The organism is Bradyrhizobium sp. USDA 372 (assembly GCF_053629095.1).
The window spans coordinates 179,491-199,363 of sequence record NZ_JBRJHR010000001.1 but is presented as its reverse complement, the minus strand read 5'-3'; the positions used below and the strand labels follow the sequence as shown (position 1 = coordinate 199,363).

Below are 19,873 nucleotides of genomic sequence, written 5' to 3'. Positions count from 1 at the left end.
GAATTCTAGAGATAGCCCATGAGAACAAAAACGGAACGAAGAGTCGAGTCCGACGTTCTAGAATAGGAGATGCGCGATGGCCGACAACACCCGGAAGGACCCGAAGGACTGGGTTTCCGGCGACGACCCGATGACCGGAGCCCAGGAATCCTATCTCAAGACCCTCGCCGAGCAGGCTCACCAGGACCTGCCCGAGGACGAGCTGACCAAGGCCGAGGCCTCGGAGCTGATCGACAAGATGCGGCAAAAGGCCGGGCTGGAGCAGTGAGCCGCCCGATTGCGGGAACCCGGCTCCGTGCGTATGCAAACGAAATTGGGAATCGAGAATGCCTTATTTCGTTTGCGCCCGCGACGGAGCGGGCCAGATCATCTTGAAGAGAGACACAAGGGAAGCGGCCGAGAAAAAAGCCGCCGAGCTCCGCGACATGGGCTATTTCGAAGTCGAGATCGTCGCGAAGGGGGCTGAGAAGCCCTGCAGATGAACGTACGCCGTAGCACCGCCGTCATAGGTCGAGCTAACCATACCTGGAGCGGTGCATGTCCATGTCGATTGGGCCCACGCTGTTGTCGTCGGACAGACGGCGGCCTGGATAAGCAGGCTCTCATCACCGCCGCCTCGACTCCTTCGGCAGCACTGACGGCTGCGTATCCGAGATGACCTTCTTTTCGCTCATCGATTTACCGCAATATGACTGGCATTGAGATTGACTGCGGCCACCCGCCACGCAACACGGCACACACTGTGCGTAAGACTTCGAGCCACAGACCTGCGCGTGAGACGGAGACAAAGAGTTTGACCAAACCACAGCTGCAGCAAGTAGAATATACCTCATAACCTTCCCCCTCTGGTTGAAACCGCAGGAAGGTATCAAGGGGCCCATATCCGATCTAGTGGGGTACTCAGAAATTAACGCAGGACATCAAGCACCACACTTGCGCTTTCAATTTCCCATCGCGATCATACCCGCTTTCGAACCAAGGATCAGTACATGCGCATTTTGATTGCCTTTTTGCTCTTCGTCCTCAGCACTGCTTCGTTTGCACAAACCACGTCCGGTCCCGCCAATGGTAAGTCCTGCAGTGACCTCGTCCAGGAATGCGTCGACTACAACCACTCACGCGGCCATGACACTGCTCGCTGTCAGGGCTACAAGGCGAGCTGTATGAAAAGCGGCGTCTACAAGGACCGCAACCGCACCATTACGGCGTCGCGAAGCGGTAACGCAGGCTACCTCTTCGACCCGACCGCCCGCTGATACCGGCAATTATCGAGAGCCCAGCCGTTCCAGGAATGGGTGGCTCACCTGTTTCCAGTACGCATCCCCTCATGACGAGCGAATAATTACGGTGACAGTGCTGGACAGCACTGCTATCGCAACTCCCCTCCCGATCATTTAAAGCCAGCGCTTCATGCGTCCCTCAGCACCTTGAATGCGCTGAGAATGACGAAAGCACCGAGACCATAGCTCAGTGCATTCACGACCCAGGAAATGGCGATGCCGAGGAAGGCGTTTCCTCCGACCGCTCCCCGGAAAAAATACGCTGCGCTGATGCCCGGCCACTCCAGCCAAAGGAACGCGAAGTCGGTCAGCGGCTCAAGAACGAGGAGCACCGTCGAGATAAGCGCCCCGATGGCTAACGCGATGACGAAGTGTGTCCTGATCGAAGGCATCAAAGACCCAGCAGGCCGGCGATCACAGGAATGAGGAAGAAAGCGGCGATCCCCAGCAGCCCGCCCATGACAAAGCGTGCAGCGCGGCCGTGAATCTTGGTATCGAGCCACGCACCGATGGCGAACGCAGTCTCTCTCAGCCAGCTCCTCACGAGGGCTCTGACGAGATCGAACAGAAGTTCTGCAACGAATGCGGCCATGGCGTTTGGTCGGCGCCACTGCTGGCGGGGTTCATTGGGCCGGACATCGCGGCGTCTTGATCGGCCAAATGGCCGGCACAGGCGAGTTCGTCATTGTCGGCACGCCATGTCGCGGCCTATACCGTAGCGGAAGGCTCGATCCGGATGTTGCGCATCCTGCACCGACCTACGGCCGCCACTCCCCCTGACTTTCAACAACCGATCAGCTCGTAGGATGGGTAGAGCGAAGCGAAACCCATCGAGGGCCTTGTTGCGTGACGAAACAGGATGGGTTTCGCAAGTGCTCTACCCATCCTACCGAGCTAACCCAGGTTTGCCTTGGGCCTCCTGATCTGCATTCATCAACCTGGCCTTTGGGCTCTCAACGCGAAACGGTGGCTCGAATGAAAACCGCACTTGTCTTCGGCGCAACCGGCTTCATCGGCTCGCATTTGCTGCGCGACCTCCTGGACAGTCCCGATTATTCGCGGGTTGTGGCGGTGGCCCGCAAGCCGCTGGCGGAGAGCCATCCGAAGCTCAGGGTGCTGATCGGCGATCTCGCCTCCCTGCCCGCGCTCAAGCCGCAATTGGTTGCGGACGAGATCTTCATTGCGGTGGGGACGACGCGCAAGCACACCCCTGACGAGGCCGAGTACTACAAGATCGATCATGATTATCCGGTGTTGGCGGCCGAGATCGCAAAAGCGAACGGCGCGCGGTCTGTGTTTCTGGTCACGGCCGTTGGCGCCAACGCCGGCTCCGGCGTGTTCTATCTCAGGACCAAGGGCGAGGTGGAGCGCGACATTCTCGCGCTCGATTTCGAGCACACGCATATTTTCCGCCCGTCGATGATCCTCGGCGCGCGCGATGAGGACCGCCCGCGTGAACGCCTCATCATCGCGATATGGGGCGTGCTCAATCCGCTGCTCCTTGGCCCGGCCGACCGATATCGCGGGCTCGCCGGCAACGACATCGCGCACGCCATCGCCAAAGCCGCGCGGCATCAAACGGAGAAGGTGCGAATCTATCATTGGAAAGAGATGGCGGCACTGCTTCGAACGTGATGCAGCTCGTAGGATGGGTTGAGCCCTTGCGAAACCTTCTCGATCGACGCTCTTCGTCGCCAGCAACGTAAGCTCGTAGATGGGTAGAGCGAAGCGAAACCCATCTAGAGCCTTGTTGCGTGACGAAGCATGATGGGTTTCGCAAGTGCTCTACCCATTCTACGAACCAAGTCAGTGTCCGGCGTCCCGCCCCACACTCCGGGAGTCTGGTGCACGTCACCCTAAGTCGAAGCCGCCTCTTCGGGCGACGTTAATCCCAACAGCTTCCAATCAATCCTGCTTCATGAAGATCTCGCGCCGCAACTGCTTTTGCCCCGCTTTGAAATGACCGGGCACCCATTCCTTCCAATTCTCCTTCAGGAAACCAGCGTCCGGGTCGCCCTTGCCCGCCTCCTTGATCTTCTTGACGACATAGCGCGAGTAGAAGTGGTCGAACACGCGCATGAACTCGCCGAAATAGATGTCGGCGACTCTCGTGTTACCGCGGATGACCAGCATATTCTCGTCGTTGGCGTTCTGTGACGGCTGGCTGAAATTTGCAGTGCCGGTGACGACGACCGGGTCGCCTCCCAGCGGATCGACTAGCAGAAACTTGTCGTGAACATAGAAGTTGCGGTTGAAACCGGTCAGCTTCTCGCCGAGGAAGAATTCGAGATCGCCCTTTGAAAGCTTGGCGCCCGGCGCCATGACACTGTTGCCCGTGACTTTGATTTCGTCGGCAAACTCGTCTCCCGGATCCTTGTCGAACAGCGAGTAGCGGAGAGTATCATCGTCTTTTGCCAGCGCCTCGTAGAGGAAGTCGTCCAGGTTGAAGGCGAACGTGATGCAGGCCATCCGCTTGGCGTCGGCGATGAGATCCGCATACCATTCCAGTGTCGTCGGCTTCGTCTTGTCGTCGCGCGGCGAGTACAGCTGCAAGATGCGATTCTTCGGCGGCAAAGTATGGCGCGCAGGCGTCGCATCGACAGCGAGATTTGCTTTCTTCAGGGGAGCAAGCGTGACGTCCGGTGCAGCCAGGCGCTCCCAATAATCGAGGAAGCTCTGTGCAATCTCCCCATCCCATATGACATGGCCGACATTGGAATGGCCGAAGATGCCGCCCGAGGAAATGTTCGTCGACCCCGTCCAGACGGCGATCGGCACGTCGTTGTGGAGCAGAACGATGAACTTATTGTGCCTAATTCCGGCGCGCGACTTCTGCGGCGTGCAGATGCTCTTGATCCTGGCCGCAGCTATCATCTCCTCGTTTTCGTCCACATAGCTTTGTGCCTCGTAGCGGATATCGACGTCGACGCCGGCATTCTTCGCTTTCTTGAACGCCAGGCCGACGGGCTTGTAACGAAACTCGTAAAGCATCGCCCGCAAGGCGTAGTCACCGGGGTTTTGCAGCGTCGAGGGATATTCGATGAACTTGACGAGTGCCTCGAACAGGCCACGGGAAAGCCATTTCATCGCATCCGAGCTGGGATCGTTTTCATCGAGCTCGGTCTTGCCGAACTTGCGTGCGAACGCCTGAGAACCGGCGGCACCGCGGTTGAAATAGATGTCGTGAGTGAGTTCTCCCGGCTTCTTTCCACCCTCTTCTGCCTCCGTGCTCACACGAATTTTGGTTGCCGATGCAACATCGAGCTCGAGGAGTTTTGGCTTGCCGTAGACCGGGATGACGCGGAATTCGTAGGTTGTCTCGGGCTTGGCGGTGTAGTCGCCCCACTGAAATGTCTGAATCGGATGCTCCGACGTCGGCACCGGAGTTCCAGGAGCCAGTCCCTCGTCCTTGTGCTTGAAGCGCTTGATCCCTCTAATGAAGTAGCGCTCGTGGATATTGTCGTTCCTGTCGAACTCGGTGCGCTCGATGGCAAAGCCCAATAGTCCGGTTTTCTTGGCTTCCTGGCCCGGTGCGAAGTCCCAAGCCAGCGTAACGACGTGCAGTCCAGCAATTGCGCGCACGTGCAATACGGCGCCTTCTTCAAATTCGCGCACGGAGATCCCCCAGTTTTGTCCCTGCGCAATATGCAGGGGGTTGCGTTCTCTCAACGAGAACACGTGCATCTTTTCACGCGAACAATCCAAAGTCGAGACACCTCGTGGAAGATCACTGCAGCTGCCGTCGGAAAAGGGACTCATCGGGTGCCGTCAGCATCGTGTGTCCGGCTGGCAATCTTCGCTGACGCTTCGGCTTCGCGCGAGCCTTCCCCCTGCCCCTCCTCCCCGTTTCCTGCTATTTCCTACCCCGCCGTCCCGGCCCAAGACAAAACCCTCCGTCCGTTCCAGGGAGCAACAACCATGCGATACCTCCACACCATGCTGCGCGTGCGCAATCTCGATGTCGCGCTGAAATTCTATGTTGATGCTTTCGGCTTGAAGGAGGTGCGGCGGATCGAGAACGAGAAGGGGCGGTTCACGCTGGTGTTCCTGTGCTCGGCGGACGATCTCGAAGCCTTGAGGAAGCAGCCGCCGACCCGCGGGGCGCCGCTGGTCGAGCTCACCTACAATTGGGACGAGGAGAAGTACGGCGAGGATCGCTTCTTCGGCCATCTCGCCTATGAGGTCGACGACATCTACGCCACCTGCGAGAAGCTGATGAAGGCGGGCGTCACCATCAACCGTCCCCCGCGCGACGGCAACATGGCCTTCGTCCGCTCGCCGGACCTGCACTCGATCGAGCTGCTGCAGAAGGGCGATCCGAAGCCGCCGCAGGAGCCCTGGGCGTCGATGCCCAATACCGGCCATTGGTAGGCCCTTTCGCGCAGGAACAAGCGCCCATTGCCCGCGTTCACCCTCCAAGCGATGCGATTGGAGGAGGATGCGATGGCGAGAGGGCTGTTGCTGTGGATGCTTGGCGTGCCGATCCCTGTGATCATTCTGTTGTGGCTGTTCTTCGGCCGCTGAGCGAAAGTCTTGAAATTTGCAATGAAGGCTCCGCCGCGTGCGGAGCTTTTTGCATGAGGGGCACGATGCAATCGCGCATCGCTCGGCGCGCCGAATTCCGCTATCACCCGCAGCGAGTGACAATGCGGGGAGACGCTTCATGGCCGATACCAAGCCGACGATCTGGGGCCGCGCCAATTCGGTCAACGTGCAAAAGGTGCTGTGGTGCTGCACCGAGCTCGGCCTCGCTTACGAGCGCATCGATGCCGGCATGCAATACGGCAAGACGCGCGAGGCCGATTATTTGGCGATGAATCCGAACGCGCGGATTCCGACGCTGGTCGAGGGCGACTTCGTGCTGTGGGAGTCCAACTCGATCATGCGCTATCTCTGCCTCGCGCATGGGCGCGGCACGCCGCTCTATCCCGAGGCGCCGAAGCAGCGCGCCTCGATCGACCGCTGGCTCGACTGGACGCTGTCGACGGTGCAGCCGGTCGACCGCCCGGTGTTCTGGGGCATCGTGCGCACCGCGCCCGCCGAGCGCGACATGATCCAGGTGCAGCGCGACGCCGATGCCGCCGCCGAGGTCTGGGCCATCGCCGACCGCCTGCTCGCCACGCGCCGCTTCATCGAGGGCGATGCGTTCACGCTGGCCGACATCGCGATCGGATCCTATGCGCGGCGCTGGCTCGGGGTCGAAGGCATCAGCCGGCCGGCCCAGCCGCACCTCACCCGCTGGCTCGCCGAGCTCGGCAAGCGGCCGGGATTTGCGCAATTCGTCGCACCGCCGATGTCGTGAGCACCTCGCGCACCTTAAGCCGCGGCGATCGCGCGGGGAATCCGCGTTCCGGCGCCCTTCCGCGGCGTCACCGCCGCGCTTGACGGCTACTGTGCATGGGGTTGTTTTCGCGGTTTTGTTTCAGGCTTTAGCGCCAGCCGCGCTCGACCAGCAGCACGATGATGATCAGCAGCAGCGTCACGGCGGCCGTGGCGAGCCGCGCGGTCCAGCTGAGGCCGCGGCCGACCCACCACAACAACGCGCAATACATCAGCACGGGGACGATGATGTCGAGCCGCACCAGATCCGCGGGCATGGGCTTCAGCGCCGGGTGTTGGTGTCGAGGCTGGTCGAGCCGCCGAGCTTGACGCAGGTCCCGGTGCCCTCGGCCATCGCGAAGCCCGGGCCGTAGGCGGCGCAGGAGCCTGCCTTCGCCTTCCCGGCCGTGCTGCCGGCCAGCGGCAGCGCCTTGCCCGCCTGTGGCGGCGCGGCAGGCGGCAGGCGCAGGCTCTCGGCCGCGGTCGCGGACGTGGCCAGCAGGGAGAGCAGGATGAGGAGCGGCGTGCGCATCGCCGCCTTGTAGCCCGGACCGGCCGCGCGCGCCATCGGGCGGTCCGCGATCAGAGGAACCTGACGCCGGCCGACTTGCCGCGGCGCCAGATCACCTGGCAGCTCCGCCCGGTGCGCGCATCGCGCGCGAAGGCCATCCGGATCACGCCGGGAAGCTGGCTTGCGTCCTCGTCGAGGGTGATCTTGGCACCCGAATCCGAAATGTCCTGAACCAGGCAATGCCGCGCGGCGAATCCGCCGTCCAGCGTAATCCAGGCGTGCTGCGACAGCAGCTTGCGGGCTGCGCGCTTCTTCGGCGGTGGCATCGGCAAAATCTCCCCATCCAGCGCTACGCAGGGAACCCTAACAAACCGTTGAAATCGCCTCCGAATGATCCCGGGCTCGGAGCTATCCACCGGAGCCAAAAGACCGTTCCCGAACGGCTTGCCCGGGAGCGCAAAGGCCACTATACGTTCGCCCGCTGCAAGCCGCCGGACCCTGTTCGGCCGGCCAGCGGCCGTGCCGGGACAATCGGCAGGGCCCTGCGTTTGCTCCCTTCGTCTATCGGTTAGGACGCCACCCTTTCACGGTGGAGAGAGCGGTTCGATTCCGCTAGGGAGCGCCAGCCAGTCCGCAATCCCCCTCACCGCTGCTCCAGGAAGCTGCTGCCGACCTTCGCGCAGGCAAGCCCGACGGTATAGACGTGGATCCCCTCGATCAGGCAATGGTCGGGATTAAGTGTCAGCAGCCCGATCGAGTTTTCGGCGTCGAGCGCCTCCGGTGCGCGGACGATGATGCAGGGATAATCCGCCGCGAGCTTCGCGTAGCTGTCCGGACGAAAGTTGTTCTTGAGAACGTGCGTGTAGCCGTTGTGGTCCAGCAGCGGGATCCTGAAGACGCTCGCATAGGCCGCAGAGAACCTGTCCCGCATCGCCTTGTCGCCCCAGAGCTGCACCGTCATGTCCCAGCCGTGGTTCATGTCGTTCTCCGGCGCGCGCACGAACATGCTGGAGACGTTGGCGCAGGCGGGGCCTGCCGCGACCACGGCCTTCGAGAGCCTGACTCCGATCGCGTTCAAGCGATACGAATGCAGTGCTGCGGCGCGGGCTTCGATCAGCGTCCCCGCGCTGATCGCCACGCACAGGCTGCCAGCGAGCAGGCTCAGCGCGGCCGACGGGACCGCCGGGACGAGCCGTCTGACCTGCACCACGACCAGGACCAGTACGCCGCCCGTCAGCACCCAGGGCAGCAGCATGTAATGGACCGCATAATGCTTCGACGTTGCCACGAGGTGCGCAGCATAGATGAGGACGGCGGCACCGAGCGTCAGGCTGACCGGATCCCGCCAGCTCCGGCTCCTGACGCACCAGGTCAGCGCCACGGCCGCGGCGACGACGTACACGGCGAGCACAAGCGGCGCGGCTTTGACGATCGCGGCCATGTTCGACCAGAATATTCCGAAATCAATGAACCCTGGCTCGCCCTCGCCGTAGTTTCCCTTGTGGGTGGCGATTTGCGCAAGCCATCCGAATCCGCGCGTGATCGTTCCCGGATTGAAGATCAGGCTGAAGCCAACGAAGCCGATCGCCCCGGCGATCGTGGCGGCGACGAACGCACGCCTGTTTCTGAGCAGGCACACGGCGAACAGCGCCTGCGGCAGATAGAGATATTTGGTCGAAAATCCGACGGCGAAGATGACCCCGGACACGACGCCGAGCCCCGTCCCCGGCGGGCGCGCATCGAGCGCGGCCTTGATCACGATCGCCATGCCGAACAGCGCGAAGGCGGCCATCAGGCTTTCCGGCGCGAGCACGGTCTGGAAGTGAAACGAGTCGGAGTGCACGAACGCACCGGCCTGAAACAGCATCGCAGCGATCGCGCTCTGGGTCGTCCGACCGACGATGAGTCCGCCGGCCAGCAACGCGCCAGTGAGCGCCAGCGCCTCTCCGGTTCGGCCCGCCCATGTGATGGCATCGTAGTGTTCGAGCCCGAACGCAAGGATATCCCCGGCCCCGGCGACCAGAGCCCAGCCCCTGACGATCAACGCGACGAGCAGCGTCGTCGTCGTACCCGGGTGATCGAATTTCAGCGAGCCGTATCCCGCCGCCATCGCCAGCCCGTTCATCGTGTAGGCCGATTCCGGATCGACCTGGACGCCCCAAACTGCCTGGTAGGCCGAATAGAGCAAGGTCGCCGCCAGGTACAGCGACGGCACGATGAGGATCAGCGGCGTTCTGATCCTTCCGCTTAACCGTGCGTCGGGAAAGCAATCGTCTGACATACTCGAACCGTGGCTTCCGCGGCCTAGATCGCCTTGATCTTGAAGAAGGCGAAAGCCACCATCTTCAGCAACATCCAGCCATGGCGAAACCTGGAGATCTGAGTCTCGCCGTACGTGCGCGCGGCATAGCGGATCGGGAGATCCACGGTCTTCAGGTTGAGCTTCGATGCGCCGAAGATCAGGTCGAAGTCGCCGAACGGATCGAAATCACCGAAATAGGCCTTGCCGGCCTTCAGGCGCTGATAGTCGCTGCGGCGCAGAACCTTGGTGCCGCACAGCGTGTCGGTATAGCGCTGATTGAGCAGCCAGGAGAACAGATAGGAGAAGATCTTGTTGGCGATCAGGTTGAGGAAGCGCATCGCGCCATCGTCCATGGGATAGACCAGGCGCGATCCGTTGACGAATTCGCCCTTGCCCGCCTGCAGCGCCTCGACGAATTTCGGAATCTGCTCCGGCGGCATCGTCAGGTCGGCGTCGAGAATGATCAGCACGTCGCCGCGCGCCGCGTCGAAGGCGGTGAAGACGGCGTCGGCTTTGCCCTTGCCCGGCTGCCGCATCACCTTGATGTCCTTGGATGGATGCGCCTGCTTGACCCGCTCCATCTCCTCGAACGTACCGTCCTGGCTGTGACCTTCGATGAAGATGATCTCGATGTCGCTGCAGAAGTCGGGAATTCGCAGGACCGCAGGCTCGATATTGCCGCGTTCGTTGCGCGCCGGGACGACGACGGTGGCCGAAGCGAATTCTTCCCTCGCGCTGCGGCCGGAGCGAGCGACCAGATAATGCCGAAGCGCCAGTTGGCGGATCCCCGGGAGCACGCTGACGAAACGATTGAGAAAACGGCCGACCCCGAACATCCCGACCGGAGAGAGCACGCGTTGCTCCGACTTCACCGGATCGAAATCCGCAAGCCTGGCAAGGCTGCGCAGGTCGGTCGGCGACAGCACGTTCTGGTCCGGTTGCGGCATTCGCAGGCCGACGAATTCGGCGAATTTCAGCAGGGGATACCAGAGATGCGAGAAGTAGCCGATCACCAGGCGCGTATTCCGCGTACAGAACGGATGCAGCTGGGCGATGAACCTCTGACAATCCTCCACCGAACCGATCGTATCGAGGACGAGGATATAGTCGAACGGACCTTGCAGCCCATCGAGCGTCGCGGGGTCTTCGGCATCGCCTTCGATGAAGGTGAGATCGGGGTGGCGCTGCCGCGCGATCGTGATTTGCTTGCGACAGAGATCGACCCCGACGCCATGTGATGGCGCAAGACTCGCGAGCGTATCGCCGATGCCGCAACCAATGTCGAGGACGCGGCTTCCCGGCGGGATCAGAAACCGGAGATAGCGCTCATCCTCCTCGTGAAAAAAGCGGTTCTTCTCGCGCCAGGCCACGCGATCCGCGGCGATCCGGTCGGCGTGATCGAGAATTCCTGCCTTCCGCGGGGACAGGCAGTCGGAGACGACTGTCATGTCCATGGCAAGACGCAGGTTTCATTGAGCCTGCTCGAACTGAAACGGACCGCAAAATTCAACGCCGCGGCGCAGGATGCCGCAGCCACTAAAATAGACATCAATATGGTCCCCCAGACCTGATCGTACTCAAGCGCAACTGGGGGGCGAGATCAACAGGAAGATCATCGACGTGGATCGCCGGATATGCCGCCATCCATTCGTCCTCGGCCGGCGACGATGAGCGGCAAAATCCGTTACCAGGCATGAACTCCCCGGCCCTCACCCGCAACCAATGTCTGAAGGAAACCACCGCCGCGGCGGCGCCGCGCATTGAAGGATCTGGTTCGACTCATGGAGCAGGGCAAGCCGACCTTGGAAGGCCAGTCCGGCCTCCCCTCCACGACGACCACGCCACTGGCATGGATGCGCCGCACCGCGCCATATTCGCCGGAGCGACGCGCCAAAATGCTCGAGCACATGGCGCGCGCCCGGTCGGCGCCGCGGCCGCAGGCCGATTTTGCGCCGGCCGCACCCGTGCCGTCTGGCAGCAGCGCCAAGGACGTTGTTAGCGATGTCATCGCCTACGTCGTCCTGTCCGGTGTCGGCGGGCTGCTCTTCCAGTCGCACGTTCCTCTCAATTTCGGCGCGTTTCTGTTCCTGACCGACGGCGAGCGCATTGAACGCGCGCTGGCAAGCATCGGTATCCGCCTCGAGCCCGAAACGATCGGCCCAGACCTCGTCAAGCGCTCTGTATTCTGGTTCGGATGGTTCGCGTTGCTCGGCGCTTTGAAAGGCTCCGTCCCCGTGTGGCTCGCACCATGGATGCCTCCGACCGAGTCATGGCCTTCCCTGGCAGGCATTGCCCTTCTGCTCGCCGTCGTCGAGGCATTGACGGCGCTCGCATTGCGGCGCGCATTGCCGCGTTTAGTATGGGAGATCCGTCCGGACGCCCCGACGTGGAGGACGATCCAGTTCGCCGTGGCCGCTGCCGCGCTGACTATTCTGGTGCTGTTCGGACTCCTCTAGGGGCCGCCGCGGAGCGCCGTGTCTTCGCTGCACCCTGAGTGGACAACGCTGTGCGATTGCCTGTAGCACAACGGGGCTTTATGCCGCGCGCCCTACTGTGCCGCCGAGCCGCGCATTTACTGAAAATTTACCCCTGCTCTTGGGCTTCAGTATCATTTGCTTAGAGTTTCGCAGTTACCGTGAAAGTACGGAAGTCATCCAAAGCAGATTGGCGCTCATGTCCGTCGCAGAATTCCTGAGGCAGCGAGCAGTGGATGTTGCGGTCAGCGGCAGCTACTCGCTGCCCCGCTGGTACGATTGCGAGGGCAAGCTCCGCAGCTTCGCCTGCCGGACCAAGCGCGTCTCACCCTTCCGGATGATCGTGGACGTGCCTGTGGTCGGCAAGGTCGGCGAGCGCTTGACCTCTTACTTCCAGGATTTCGGCGAATTCCAGGGCACCATCAGTGCGACATTGAAGGCAGGCTTCCTGATGGAGCTCGAGATGACGCGGGCGCGGCGCGCCTGGATGTCGGAAAAGCTGACCTGGCTGGAGAAGAAGCAGAAGGATGCCAGCGTTCGGGAGCTGCGGCGTGACGCGCGTTTCGTTCCGCAGATCTCGCACACCGTCCTGACCCTCGCGGACGGCAGCAGCCATTCCTGCTTCATCATCGACGTCTCGACGGCCGGCGTCGCGGTGTCCTCCGAATACGATCCGGCGATCGGAACCCCGCTTGCTGTCGGCGGCTGCGTCGGGCGGGTGATCCGCAAGTTCGACCACGGCTTTGCGGTCAAATTCGCCGAAAAGCAGGACCGGGACGACCTCGGCCGCCTGATCGTGCGCGCGCCCTTGCTGAAGTCGGCCTGACCCTCCGCCACGCCGCCCTATAGCGGCCCCAATGCCGGATCAGCTTTTGCAGGTCTGTGCCTCGGGCCGGACGTCATTTTGCAGACTTGCGATCGGGGGACCGAATGGCAGTCGACAAGATCACGGCTGAAAAGATCAAGGTTGGTAAGATCACCTGGGACAGGGTCGGCCGGGTCACCGAGCCCGGACGCTACATGTACACGTTCGGCTGGCTCACCATCACCGCCGGCGATCTCGAGATCTGGAAGCGATACCCACAAGCCGCGTTCACGCTGCTGGCGCAGAGTTCCGAATCGCCCGACTCCACCGGCGAGGAATTCCATCTCGGCGCCTTCGACGTCGCACCCGACGCGCCGCCTGCGATCACCACGCACTGAGCTGGAAAAAGCGCGGACCGTCGCGGGAACGCCTGGCATGGGCGTTGCTTTATCATCGCCATGATACACATCCCTGCCGTCGATCAGGCATTTCTGTTGCTGCTCATCGTCCTCTGCCTCGGCACGTGCCTCGTCCGCGCGTTCTGGGAGCTGGAGCGGTTGCGCGCACGCCGGATCGACGCCCCGCGCCACGGGCGCATAGCGAAGCGAGACTAGGACCGGCCGCCGCCGGGCCATGTGCGCCGAGAATCGAAGAACCAACGCATTGCCTTGATCTGGCTTGCAAATCTCAATCCCACGCCCGCCGCGCACTCGTTGCCATGGATGACGAGCATCTTTTGTCATGCAATTGATTGCGCTTGTATTCTACCTCGTAACGGGAGAGGAGCGCATGAACGGCAGCTGTCGCGCGTGTTAAGCGACCCGACAGCAGGCGCATGACACATGGTCGCATCGGTGAACGTAGATAAGCGGATCAAGGGAACCTATTTTCGGCGCCAATGTACCTGATCGAAGCGCTCCCCACCGTCATTGGAACTGCCGCCATCGCCCCGGCGCTGCTGATGCTCTGGCTCGTCATCGCCGCCGAAGAGCGGCCCGGCCCGCCGGCCCAGGTCTGGACCGCATTCCTGCTGGGGGCGGCCAGCATTTCACTCCTGGGTCTCGCGCGCGCCCCCTTCGCCAAGATGGTCGCCGCCCCGGACGACCCCTGGGCGGCGCTGGCCATGCATTCGATCTTCGGCGTCGCGCTGCCCGAGGAGGCCGTCAAGGTGGTCGCCATCGTGCTGGTCTCTTCCACCAAGCGGCGGACCTTTGCCAATCCGATGGACACCGTGGTCTACGGAGCCGCGGTCGGCCTCGGCTTCGCCGCCTACGAGAACCTCGCCTACCTGGTCCAGCACGCCGACATGTGGCGCTCGCTAGCCGCGCTGCGCAGCGTCCTGACCGTGCCCTTCCACGGTGCGCTCGGCATCATCGCGGGCGCCTACCTGACCATCGCGCGCGCCGGCACGGCGCTGGGCGCGAACCGCCATCATCGCGATTGGGCCCGTCTGTCCAGCCGGCTGTTGATCTTCGCCGGCCCGCTCGCGCTGCATTCGGCCTTCGACTTCCCGCTGCTGACGCTCCAGCGCATGCCCGATCTCGATCCCAGCTTGCGCATGTGGCTGGGCGCGGCGAGCCTGTTGATCGGCTTCGGCTCGATCGCCTTTGCCATCCGCCTGGTCCGGCGCGTCGCTCGCCACCATGCGCCGCGGACCGATGTCGCACGCGAGCGGCTCAGCCAGCTGCGCCGGATGTGGGCGCTGCTGCTCGCCGGCGGTGGCATCGGCTTTGTCGGGCTCGCCTTCGTCCTGACCTCGATCCATCACTGGCTGATCAACCCCGAGCGTAACCTGACGCTGGCGCTGATCCCGATCGGTTTCGTCTCGATCCTGCTCGGCCTTGCGCTTCTGATTGTCACATCGGCGATCTACATTCTCGGTCGCAACCGCATCCGCACCAGCGCGGAGGGCTTCTCCTCGGCGCCCGGCAGCAGTTGATCCACCGCATGGCGAACGCGCCATCGGCCTACTAGATTGGGGTAATCCTCTCGTTCCGGAGCCCGACGATGACATCGCCCGAGGAATTTGCTCGCCTCCAATCCGAGATGAACCAGGCGGTCGAGACGCATTGGAAGGCTTTTCTGTTCGAAGGCATCCTGCTTGCCGTCCTCGGCATTGCCGCGCTTGTCCTGCCGCCGCTCGCCAGTCTTGCGACCGCGATCTTCCTCGGCTGGATGTTCCTGATCGGCGGCATCGGCGGACTGATCGCGACCTATTGGGCGCGCAGCACGCCGGGTTTCTGGTGGTCGCTGATCTCGGCTGCGCTGGCCGTGCTCACCGGCATGCTGCTGTTGGCCCGGCCGATGCAGGCCGTGCTGACGCTGACCATCGTGCTCGGCGCCTATTTCCTCGCCGAGGGCGTCGCCACCATCATGTACGCGCTGGAGCACCGCCGCGAGCTCAGCGGCCGCTGGTCGTGGCTCCTGATCTCGGGCCTCGTCGACATCGCGATCTCGTTCATGGTGATCACGGGACTGCCGAGCTCGGCGGAATGGGCGATCGGCGTCCTCGTCGGTATCAACCTGCTGTTCGGCGGCGCCACCCTGATCGGCATGGCGCTGGCGGCACGCAAAAGCAACACCTGAGACGCGCGTTGCGTCTTGTGCCGTCGCGGGGGGTGACAAGGCGCCAGCGGCACGCTATATGGCCTTCCCATGATCACCGTCGCCACCAGCTATTTTTGGTACTTTAGCTACGACAGCTCGCTGGCGGCGGGAGGATCGCGCTCAATCTAAAACATTGCAGCAAACGTCCGAACAGCCGCCAGACCTGGCGGCTTTTTTATTGGCCGGCAGGTTCTAGAACAGACAGGAGCCCGCCGTGCTGAGCACGACCGACGATCTTCGTATCCGCGAACTGAAAGAGCTGAGCACGCCTGAAGAGGTGATGCGGGAAGTCCCCCGTACGCTCACCGCAACGCGTGTGGTGATGGCCGCGCGCAACGCCATCCACGCCATCCTGAGCAATCAGGACGACCGCCTTTTGGTCGTCGTCGGCCCATGCTCAGTGCATGATCCCAAGGCCGCGCTCGACTACGCCGAGCGCCTGGCAAGACTGCGCGAGGATCTCGCCGATCAGCTCGAGATCGTGATGCGGGTCTATTTCGAGAAGCCGCGCACGACGGTCGGCTGGAAGGGCCTGATCAACGATCCCGACCTCGACGGCAGCTTCGACATCAACAAGGGCTTGCGGCTCGCGCGCAACGTGCTCGCGGCCGTGAACAATCTCGGCCTGCCTGCGGGCACCGAGTTCCTGGACATGACCACGCCGCAATACATCGCCGACCTCGTCTCCTGGGCTGCGATCGGCGCACGTACGACCGAGAGCCAGATCCATCGCGAGCTGGCATCGGGGCTGTCCTGTCCGGTCGGCTTCAAGAACGGCACCGACGGCAATATGCGGATCGCGGCCGACGCGGTGAAATCAGCCTCGCATCCCCATCATTTCATGGCCGTCACGAAGCTCGGCCGCTCGGCGATCGCCTCGACCGCCGGCAACGAGGACTGCCACATCATCCTGCGCGGCGGAGCTGAGCCAAACTACGACGCGGCAAGCGTTGCGGCCGCCTGCAATGAATTGACCAAATCCGGCGTTGCCCCGCTGGTGATGGTCGATGCCAGCCATGCCAATTCGAGCAAGAAGCCGGAGAACCAGCCGCTGGTGATGGCCGATATCGCCCGCCAGATCTCGGGCGGCGAGAGCCGCATCATGGGCGTGATGATCGAGAGCAATCTCGTCGCCGGCCGCCAGGATGTCGTGCCGGGCAAGCCGCTCACCTATGGGCAGAGCATCACTGACGGTTGCATCGACTGGGCAACGACGTCGAAGACGCTCGAGCAGCTCGCCGACGCCGTCGAGATCCGCCGCAACACCCAGCGCGCGGGACTGCACGAGAGGTCAGCCTGACGGATCACTGGGTTAGATGGCTCGTTCCTCACCTCTCCCCGACGGGGAGAGGTGAAAGTCTCAGCAGCCGCGGCAGATGCTTTTGATCTTCTTGTCGAGCGCCTGGTTTTCCTTGCTGAGCGGATCGTTCGCATCGCTCAGATTCTTCTCGCTAGGCACATCCCCTGCACGCGGCTGGCGATGACCGACCGGCGCCGGCAACACCGATCCGGACGATGCGCCGCTTGATGTCGATCCCTTGGAGCCGCCGGTCTGCGCAACAGCCGCGCCGCCAAGCAAGACCACGAGCGATGTTGCCAGCATGATCTTCTTCATGTCCGTTTCTCCATTCTCAAATCAAGCGTCCATGCCATCGCCCCTCATGTCTCGGGCGGATAGAGATGAACGTCGCCGCAATAGTCGACGATACGATAGCGCGTTTCCGATTCCGCTTCACGCGCCTCGTCCGCGGTATTTTGCAGCGCCAACACGTAATTCGGCCCTACCGGCGACTTGCCGGCGCCGCCGGGAATGTCGATGACATAGTCCGGTTGACACAGGCCTGACACCCGTCCGCGCAACTGCCGCATCAAGTCCTGGCCTTGCGCCAGCGTCGTTCGCAGATGCGCGGTGCCCGGCGCGAGATCGCCGTGATGCAGGTAATAGGGCTTGATCCGGCATTCGACGAAAGCTCTCATCAAATCCGACAGCGCGGCGATGTCGTCGTTGACGCCGCGCAACAGCACGGACTGGCTCACAAGCGGTATACCAGCATCGACGAGCCGCGCACAGGCGGCGCGCGCGGGACCCGTCAGTTCCCGCGCGTGGTTGGCGTGTACCGCGACCCAGGTGGCCGCGCCCGCGACCTTCAGGGCCGCAACCATCTCAGCGCTGACGCGTGCAGGTTCGGCCACGGGAACGCGGGTATGAAGACGGATGATCTTGACGTGATCGATGGCCGCAAGTTCGGCCATGATCTCGCTCATTCGCCGGGGCGACAGCATCAGGGGATCGCCGCCGGTCAGGATCACTTCCCAAATCTCGCCATGCGCCCGGATATAGTCGATCGCGGCGCGATAGGCACTCTCCGACAACGCATTGTCCTTGCCGGGGCCGACCATCTCGCGGCGGAAGCAGAAGCGGCAGTAGACCGCACAGACATGAACGAGCTTGAACAGCACGCGGTCGGGATAGCGGTGCACGATTCCGGCGACCGGCGAATACGGGCGATCGCCGATCGGATCGGCATTCTCGCCCGGCCGCGCCTCGAGCTCGGCCGAGGTCGGAACGAACTGCCGCGCGATGGGATCGTCGGGATCCGTCGGGTCGATCAATCCGGCCAGATCAGGCGTGATCGCCACGGCATAGCGCGCGGCAACGCGTTCGAGCGCCGGCAGCGCCGCTGCGGGCGCCAGCCCCTCGGCCACCAGCTCGGCAGGCTCGCGCAGAGTGCGTGCAAGATTGGTCTTTGTCATCTCTCATCCGCAGGGGGTGTCCACACCACCTGATCAATTCGTGTCGCGCCGCTCGCCAGCATCACCAGCCGATCGAAGCCGAGCGCGACACCACTTGCCTCCGGCATTGCGGCAACCGCCGTCAGAAAATCCTCGTCGAGCGGATAGGCTTCGCCGTAGCGGCGCTGCTTCTCCGTCATCGATTCCGTGAAGCGTTTGCGCTGCTCCTCGGCATCGGTCAGCTCTCCAAAGCCGTTGGCGAGCTCGACGCCGCAGGCATAGACCTCGAAACGTTCGGCGACCCTCGGATCGACCGTCTTCACCCGCGCCAGCGCCGCCTCTGGAGATGGGTATTCGAACAGGATGGTCAAACGCCCCTGCCCCAGCTGCGGCTCGACATGCTCGACCAGGACCTTGCTGAAGATGTCCGACCAGGTGTCGTCCTCGGCGACACGGACCTTTCCGGCTGCCGCCGCGGCCAGCGCCGCACGGTTACCCTCGCCGCCCGAAATTGTCGACAGCAGGTCGATGCCGGCAAAGTGCTCGAAGGCGCCCGCGACCGTCAGGAGCTCCGGCTCGGCGAAGGGATCGGCGGTCCGGCCGCGGAAGGAGAAGGTCCCGATCCCGGTCGCCTGCGCCGCACGGGCGATCACCACGACGCAATCAGCCATGATGGCATCATAGGGGGCGCCTGCCCGGTACCATTCCAGCATGGTGAACTCCGGCAGATGCAGGTCGCCGCGCTCGCGGTCCCGGAACACCCGTGCGAACTCGAAAATCCGCGTCTCGCCCGCCGCCAGCAGCTTCTTGCAGGCGAATTCAGGCGAGGTCCGCAGGTATCGGCTGGCCCGGCTGCCGTCGGGCCGCATGATCTCGGTCCGGGGGGCGTGCAGATGGGTCTCGTTGCCCGGAGAGACCTGGAGAACGGAGGTTTCGACCTCCACAAACCCTTGTTCGGCGAAAAACCCCCGCAAAGCTCCGGTCACGGCGGCCCTGGCCTGGAGGAACGGCCGCCGGTCGAGGTGCCGCGAGGGCGACCAAAACGGCGACATCGGCTTGTCCCCAGCCATCAACCGACCGCCCCGACCGGCAGCAAAGTGCTGGCATCCAACGGCAAAATCAGTATGTTGCGGCCCGAAACGGGCGCCGAGGTCCGATTTGAGGCCCCAAGTCCCCCATCAATTCGACCACGTCCTGGCTGGTGCCGGGCCAAGCAAGCAGGAAATACAGCTTTGAGAGTCATCGCCAGTTCTATTCGCAAGGGCAACGTGATCGAGCAAGACGGCAAGCTCTACGTCGTCGTGAGCGCCGAGAACATCCATCCCGGCAAGGGCACCCCGGTCAGCCAGATCGAAATGCGCCGAATCTCGGACGGGGTAAAGATCTCGGAACGCTACAAGACCACCGACCAGGTCGAAAAGGCCACGATCGAAGAGCGCAACTACACCTACCTCTATGAGGATGGCGACGGCTACCATTTCATGAACCCGGAGACCTACGACCAGGTCCAGGTTTCCAAGGACGTCGTCGGCGACGCCGCCGCCTATCTTCAGCCAGACATGACCGTCAAGCTGTCGACCCACGACGTCAATGTGGTGTCGATGGCGCTGCCGCAGCGCGTGACGCTCGAAGTGGTCGAAACCGAGCCCGTGACCAAGGGGCAGACCGCCTCCTCCTCCTACAAGCCGGCGGTGCTCTCCAACGGCGTGCGCACCACCGTGCCGCCGCACATCTCGGTCGGCACCCGTATCGTGGTGATGACCGAAGACGGCTCCTACTCCGAGCGCGCCAAGGACTGACGGGGAACCGAGCGATCGCAACAGGTACCGCCGGGGGGCGAGG

Annotated in this window: 24 protein-coding genes and 1 tRNA gene; 14 read left to right on the top strand and 11 right to left on the bottom strand. The window is 62.9% G+C overall.

What is annotated here, in order from left to right; genetic code table 11:
• The first annotated feature begins 76 nt into the window (after positions 1-76).
• Together AB7M16_RS01000 and AB7M16_RS00995 are read left to right on the top strand one after the other, a co-directional pair.
• A complete protein-coding gene (locus AB7M16_RS01000) occupies positions 77-268 on the top strand; it encodes a DUF3072 domain-containing protein (protein ID WP_453942893.1) in 192 nt (63 codons plus the stop codon).
• A 721-nt stretch (positions 269-989) separates the two neighbouring features.
• A complete protein-coding gene (locus AB7M16_RS00995; protein ID WP_453942892.1) occupies positions 990-1,256 on the top strand; it encodes a hypothetical protein in 267 nt (88 codons plus the stop codon).
• A gap of 152 nt (positions 1,257-1,408) precedes the next feature.
• On the opposite strand, the gene AB7M16_RS00990 is transcribed toward AB7M16_RS00995, so the two are convergent.
• Together AB7M16_RS00990 and AB7M16_RS00985 are read right to left on the bottom strand one after the other, a co-directional pair.
• Positions 1,409-1,672: a hypothetical protein gene (locus tag AB7M16_RS00990; RefSeq protein ID WP_453942891.1), complete on the bottom strand. Its 264-nt coding sequence runs from the start codon at positions 1,670-1,672 to the stop codon at positions 1,409-1,411.
• Entirely contained in the window at positions 1,672-1,872 is a 201-nt protein-coding gene (locus AB7M16_RS00985) for a hypothetical protein (RefSeq protein WP_453942890.1), read from the bottom strand. Before AB7M16_RS00985 ends, AB7M16_RS00990 begins: the two co-directional genes overlap by 1 nt.
• Before the next feature lie 254 nt (positions 1,873-2,126).
• On the opposite strand from AB7M16_RS00985, the gene AB7M16_RS00980 reads away from it, so the two are divergent.
• Positions 2,127-2,915: an oxidoreductase gene (locus AB7M16_RS00980; protein ID WP_453942889.1), complete on the top strand. Its 789-nt coding sequence runs from the start codon at positions 2,127-2,129 to the stop codon at positions 2,913-2,915.
• Positions 2,916-3,185: 270 nt separating this feature from the next.
• Here the strand turns inward: AB7M16_RS00980 and AB7M16_RS00975 are convergent, their stop codons facing one another.
• Positions 3,186-4,964, bottom strand: coding sequence for a phospholipase D-like domain-containing protein (locus AB7M16_RS00975; RefSeq protein WP_453942888.1), 1,779 nt, complete (start codon positions 4,962-4,964; stop codon positions 3,186-3,188).
• A gap of 234 nt (positions 4,965-5,198) precedes the next feature.
• Here AB7M16_RS00975 and AB7M16_RS00970 point away from each other — a divergent pair, with 234 nt between their 5' ends.
• The 3 genes from AB7M16_RS00970 to AB7M16_RS00960 all read left to right on the top strand — a co-directional run bounded on the left by AB7M16_RS00970 (position 5,199) and on the right by AB7M16_RS00960 (position 6,582).
• On the top strand, positions 5,199-5,651 hold the full coding sequence (locus tag AB7M16_RS00970; RefSeq protein ID WP_453942887.1) for a VOC family protein: 453 nt from the start codon (positions 5,199-5,201) through the stop codon (positions 5,649-5,651).
• A gap of 27 nt (positions 5,652-5,678) precedes the next feature.
• The gene (locus tag AB7M16_RS00965; RefSeq protein WP_453942886.1) at positions 5,679-5,804 is read left to right on the top strand and encodes a hypothetical protein; all 126 of its coding nucleotides are present in this window, start codon (positions 5,679-5,681) and stop codon (positions 5,802-5,804) included.
• 139 nt (positions 5,805-5,943) lie between these two features.
• The gene (locus AB7M16_RS00960; protein ID WP_453942885.1) at positions 5,944-6,582 is read left to right on the top strand and encodes a glutathione S-transferase family protein; all 639 of its coding nucleotides are present in this window, start codon (positions 5,944-5,946) and stop codon (positions 6,580-6,582) included.
• A gap of 127 nt (positions 6,583-6,709) precedes the next feature.
• Here AB7M16_RS00960 and AB7M16_RS00955 read toward each other — a convergent pair whose 3' ends face one another.
• Genes AB7M16_RS00955 through AB7M16_RS00945 form a run of 3 tightly spaced genes read right to left on the bottom strand, consistent with a single transcriptional unit; the run spans position 6,710 to position 7,436 of the window.
• The gene (locus AB7M16_RS00955) at positions 6,710-6,877 is read right to left on the bottom strand and encodes a hypothetical protein (RefSeq protein WP_453942884.1); all 168 of its coding nucleotides are present in this window, start codon (positions 6,875-6,877) and stop codon (positions 6,710-6,712) included.
• 5 nt (positions 6,878-6,882) lie between these two features.
• Entirely contained in the window at positions 6,883-7,131 is a 249-nt protein-coding gene (locus AB7M16_RS00950; RefSeq protein WP_453947109.1) for a hypothetical protein, read from the bottom strand.
• Positions 7,132-7,181: 50 nt separating this feature from the next.
• Positions 7,182-7,436: a PilZ domain-containing protein gene (locus AB7M16_RS00945; RefSeq protein ID WP_172789179.1), complete on the bottom strand. Its 255-nt coding sequence runs from the start codon at positions 7,434-7,436 to the stop codon at positions 7,182-7,184.
• Between the two features lie 224 nt (positions 7,437-7,660).
• On the opposite strand from AB7M16_RS00945, the gene AB7M16_RS00940 reads away from it, so the two are divergent.
• Positions 7,661-7,735, top strand: a tRNA-Glu gene (locus AB7M16_RS00940).
• 18 nt (positions 7,736-7,753) lie between these two features.
• On the opposite strand, the gene AB7M16_RS00935 is transcribed toward AB7M16_RS00940, so the two are convergent.
• On the bottom strand, positions 7,754-9,325 hold the full coding sequence (locus tag AB7M16_RS00935; RefSeq protein ID WP_453942883.1) for a hypothetical protein: 1,572 nt from the start codon (positions 9,323-9,325) through the stop codon (positions 7,754-7,756).
• Positions 9,326-9,414: 89 nt separating this feature from the next.
• Positions 9,415-10,866, bottom strand: coding sequence for a glycosyltransferase (locus AB7M16_RS00930; RefSeq protein WP_453942882.1), 1,452 nt, complete (start codon positions 10,864-10,866; stop codon positions 9,415-9,417).
• Positions 10,867-11,193: 327 nt separating this feature from the next.
• Between AB7M16_RS00930 and AB7M16_RS00925 the strand changes: the two genes are divergently transcribed.
• The 6 genes from AB7M16_RS00925 (at position 11,194) to AB7M16_RS00900 (ending at position 16,598) form a co-directional block, all read left to right on the top strand.
• Positions 11,194-11,868, top strand: a complete 675-nt coding sequence (locus AB7M16_RS00925; protein ID WP_453942881.1) for a hypothetical protein — start codon at positions 11,194-11,196, stop codon at positions 11,866-11,868.
• A gap of 217 nt (positions 11,869-12,085) precedes the next feature.
• A complete protein-coding gene (locus AB7M16_RS00920) occupies positions 12,086-12,712 on the top strand; it encodes a PilZ domain-containing protein (RefSeq protein WP_172789177.1) in 627 nt (208 codons plus the stop codon).
• 104 nt (positions 12,713-12,816) lie between these two features.
• On the top strand, positions 12,817-13,089 hold the full coding sequence (locus tag AB7M16_RS00915; protein WP_260383564.1) for a hypothetical protein: 273 nt from the start codon (positions 12,817-12,819) through the stop codon (positions 13,087-13,089).
• Between the two features lie 500 nt (positions 13,090-13,589).
• Positions 13,590-14,630: a PrsW family glutamic-type intramembrane protease gene (locus tag AB7M16_RS00910; RefSeq protein WP_172789175.1), complete on the top strand. Its 1,041-nt coding sequence runs from the start codon at positions 13,590-13,592 to the stop codon at positions 14,628-14,630.
• Positions 14,631-14,698: 68 nt separating this feature from the next.
• Positions 14,699-15,277, top strand: a complete 579-nt coding sequence (locus tag AB7M16_RS00905; protein ID WP_453942880.1) for an HdeD family acid-resistance protein — start codon at positions 14,699-14,701, stop codon at positions 15,275-15,277.
• Between the two features lie 235 nt (positions 15,278-15,512).
• Entirely contained in the window at positions 15,513-16,598 is a 1,086-nt protein-coding gene (locus AB7M16_RS00900) for a 3-deoxy-7-phosphoheptulonate synthase (protein ID WP_453942879.1), read from the top strand.
• 60 nt (positions 16,599-16,658) lie between these two features.
• Here AB7M16_RS00900 and AB7M16_RS00895 read toward each other — a convergent pair whose 3' ends face one another.
• The 3 genes from AB7M16_RS00895 to epmA are packed head-to-tail and all read right to left on the bottom strand — an operon-like array spanning position 16,659 to position 19,101.
• On the bottom strand, positions 16,659-16,913 hold the full coding sequence (locus tag AB7M16_RS00895) for a hypothetical protein (protein ID WP_172789172.1): 255 nt from the start codon (positions 16,911-16,913) through the stop codon (positions 16,659-16,661).
• 44 nt (positions 16,914-16,957) lie between these two features.
• Positions 16,958-18,052 (bottom strand): lysine-2,3-aminomutase-like protein, encoded by a 1,095-nt coding sequence (locus AB7M16_RS00890; protein ID WP_453942878.1) that lies wholly within the window; start codon positions 18,050-18,052, stop codon positions 16,958-16,960.
• Positions 18,049-19,101, bottom strand: coding sequence for an EF-P lysine aminoacylase EpmA (epmA, locus tag AB7M16_RS00885; RefSeq protein ID WP_212258652.1), 1,053 nt, complete (start codon positions 19,099-19,101; stop codon positions 18,049-18,051). Before epmA ends, AB7M16_RS00890 begins: the two co-directional genes overlap by 4 nt.
• Positions 19,102-19,263: 162 nt before the next feature.
• Here epmA and efp point away from each other — a divergent pair, with 162 nt between their 5' ends.
• Positions 19,264-19,830, top strand: a complete 567-nt coding sequence (efp, locus tag AB7M16_RS00880) for an elongation factor P (protein WP_172789169.1) — start codon at positions 19,264-19,266, stop codon at positions 19,828-19,830.
• The last annotated feature ends 43 nt before the right edge of the window (positions 19,831-19,873 follow it).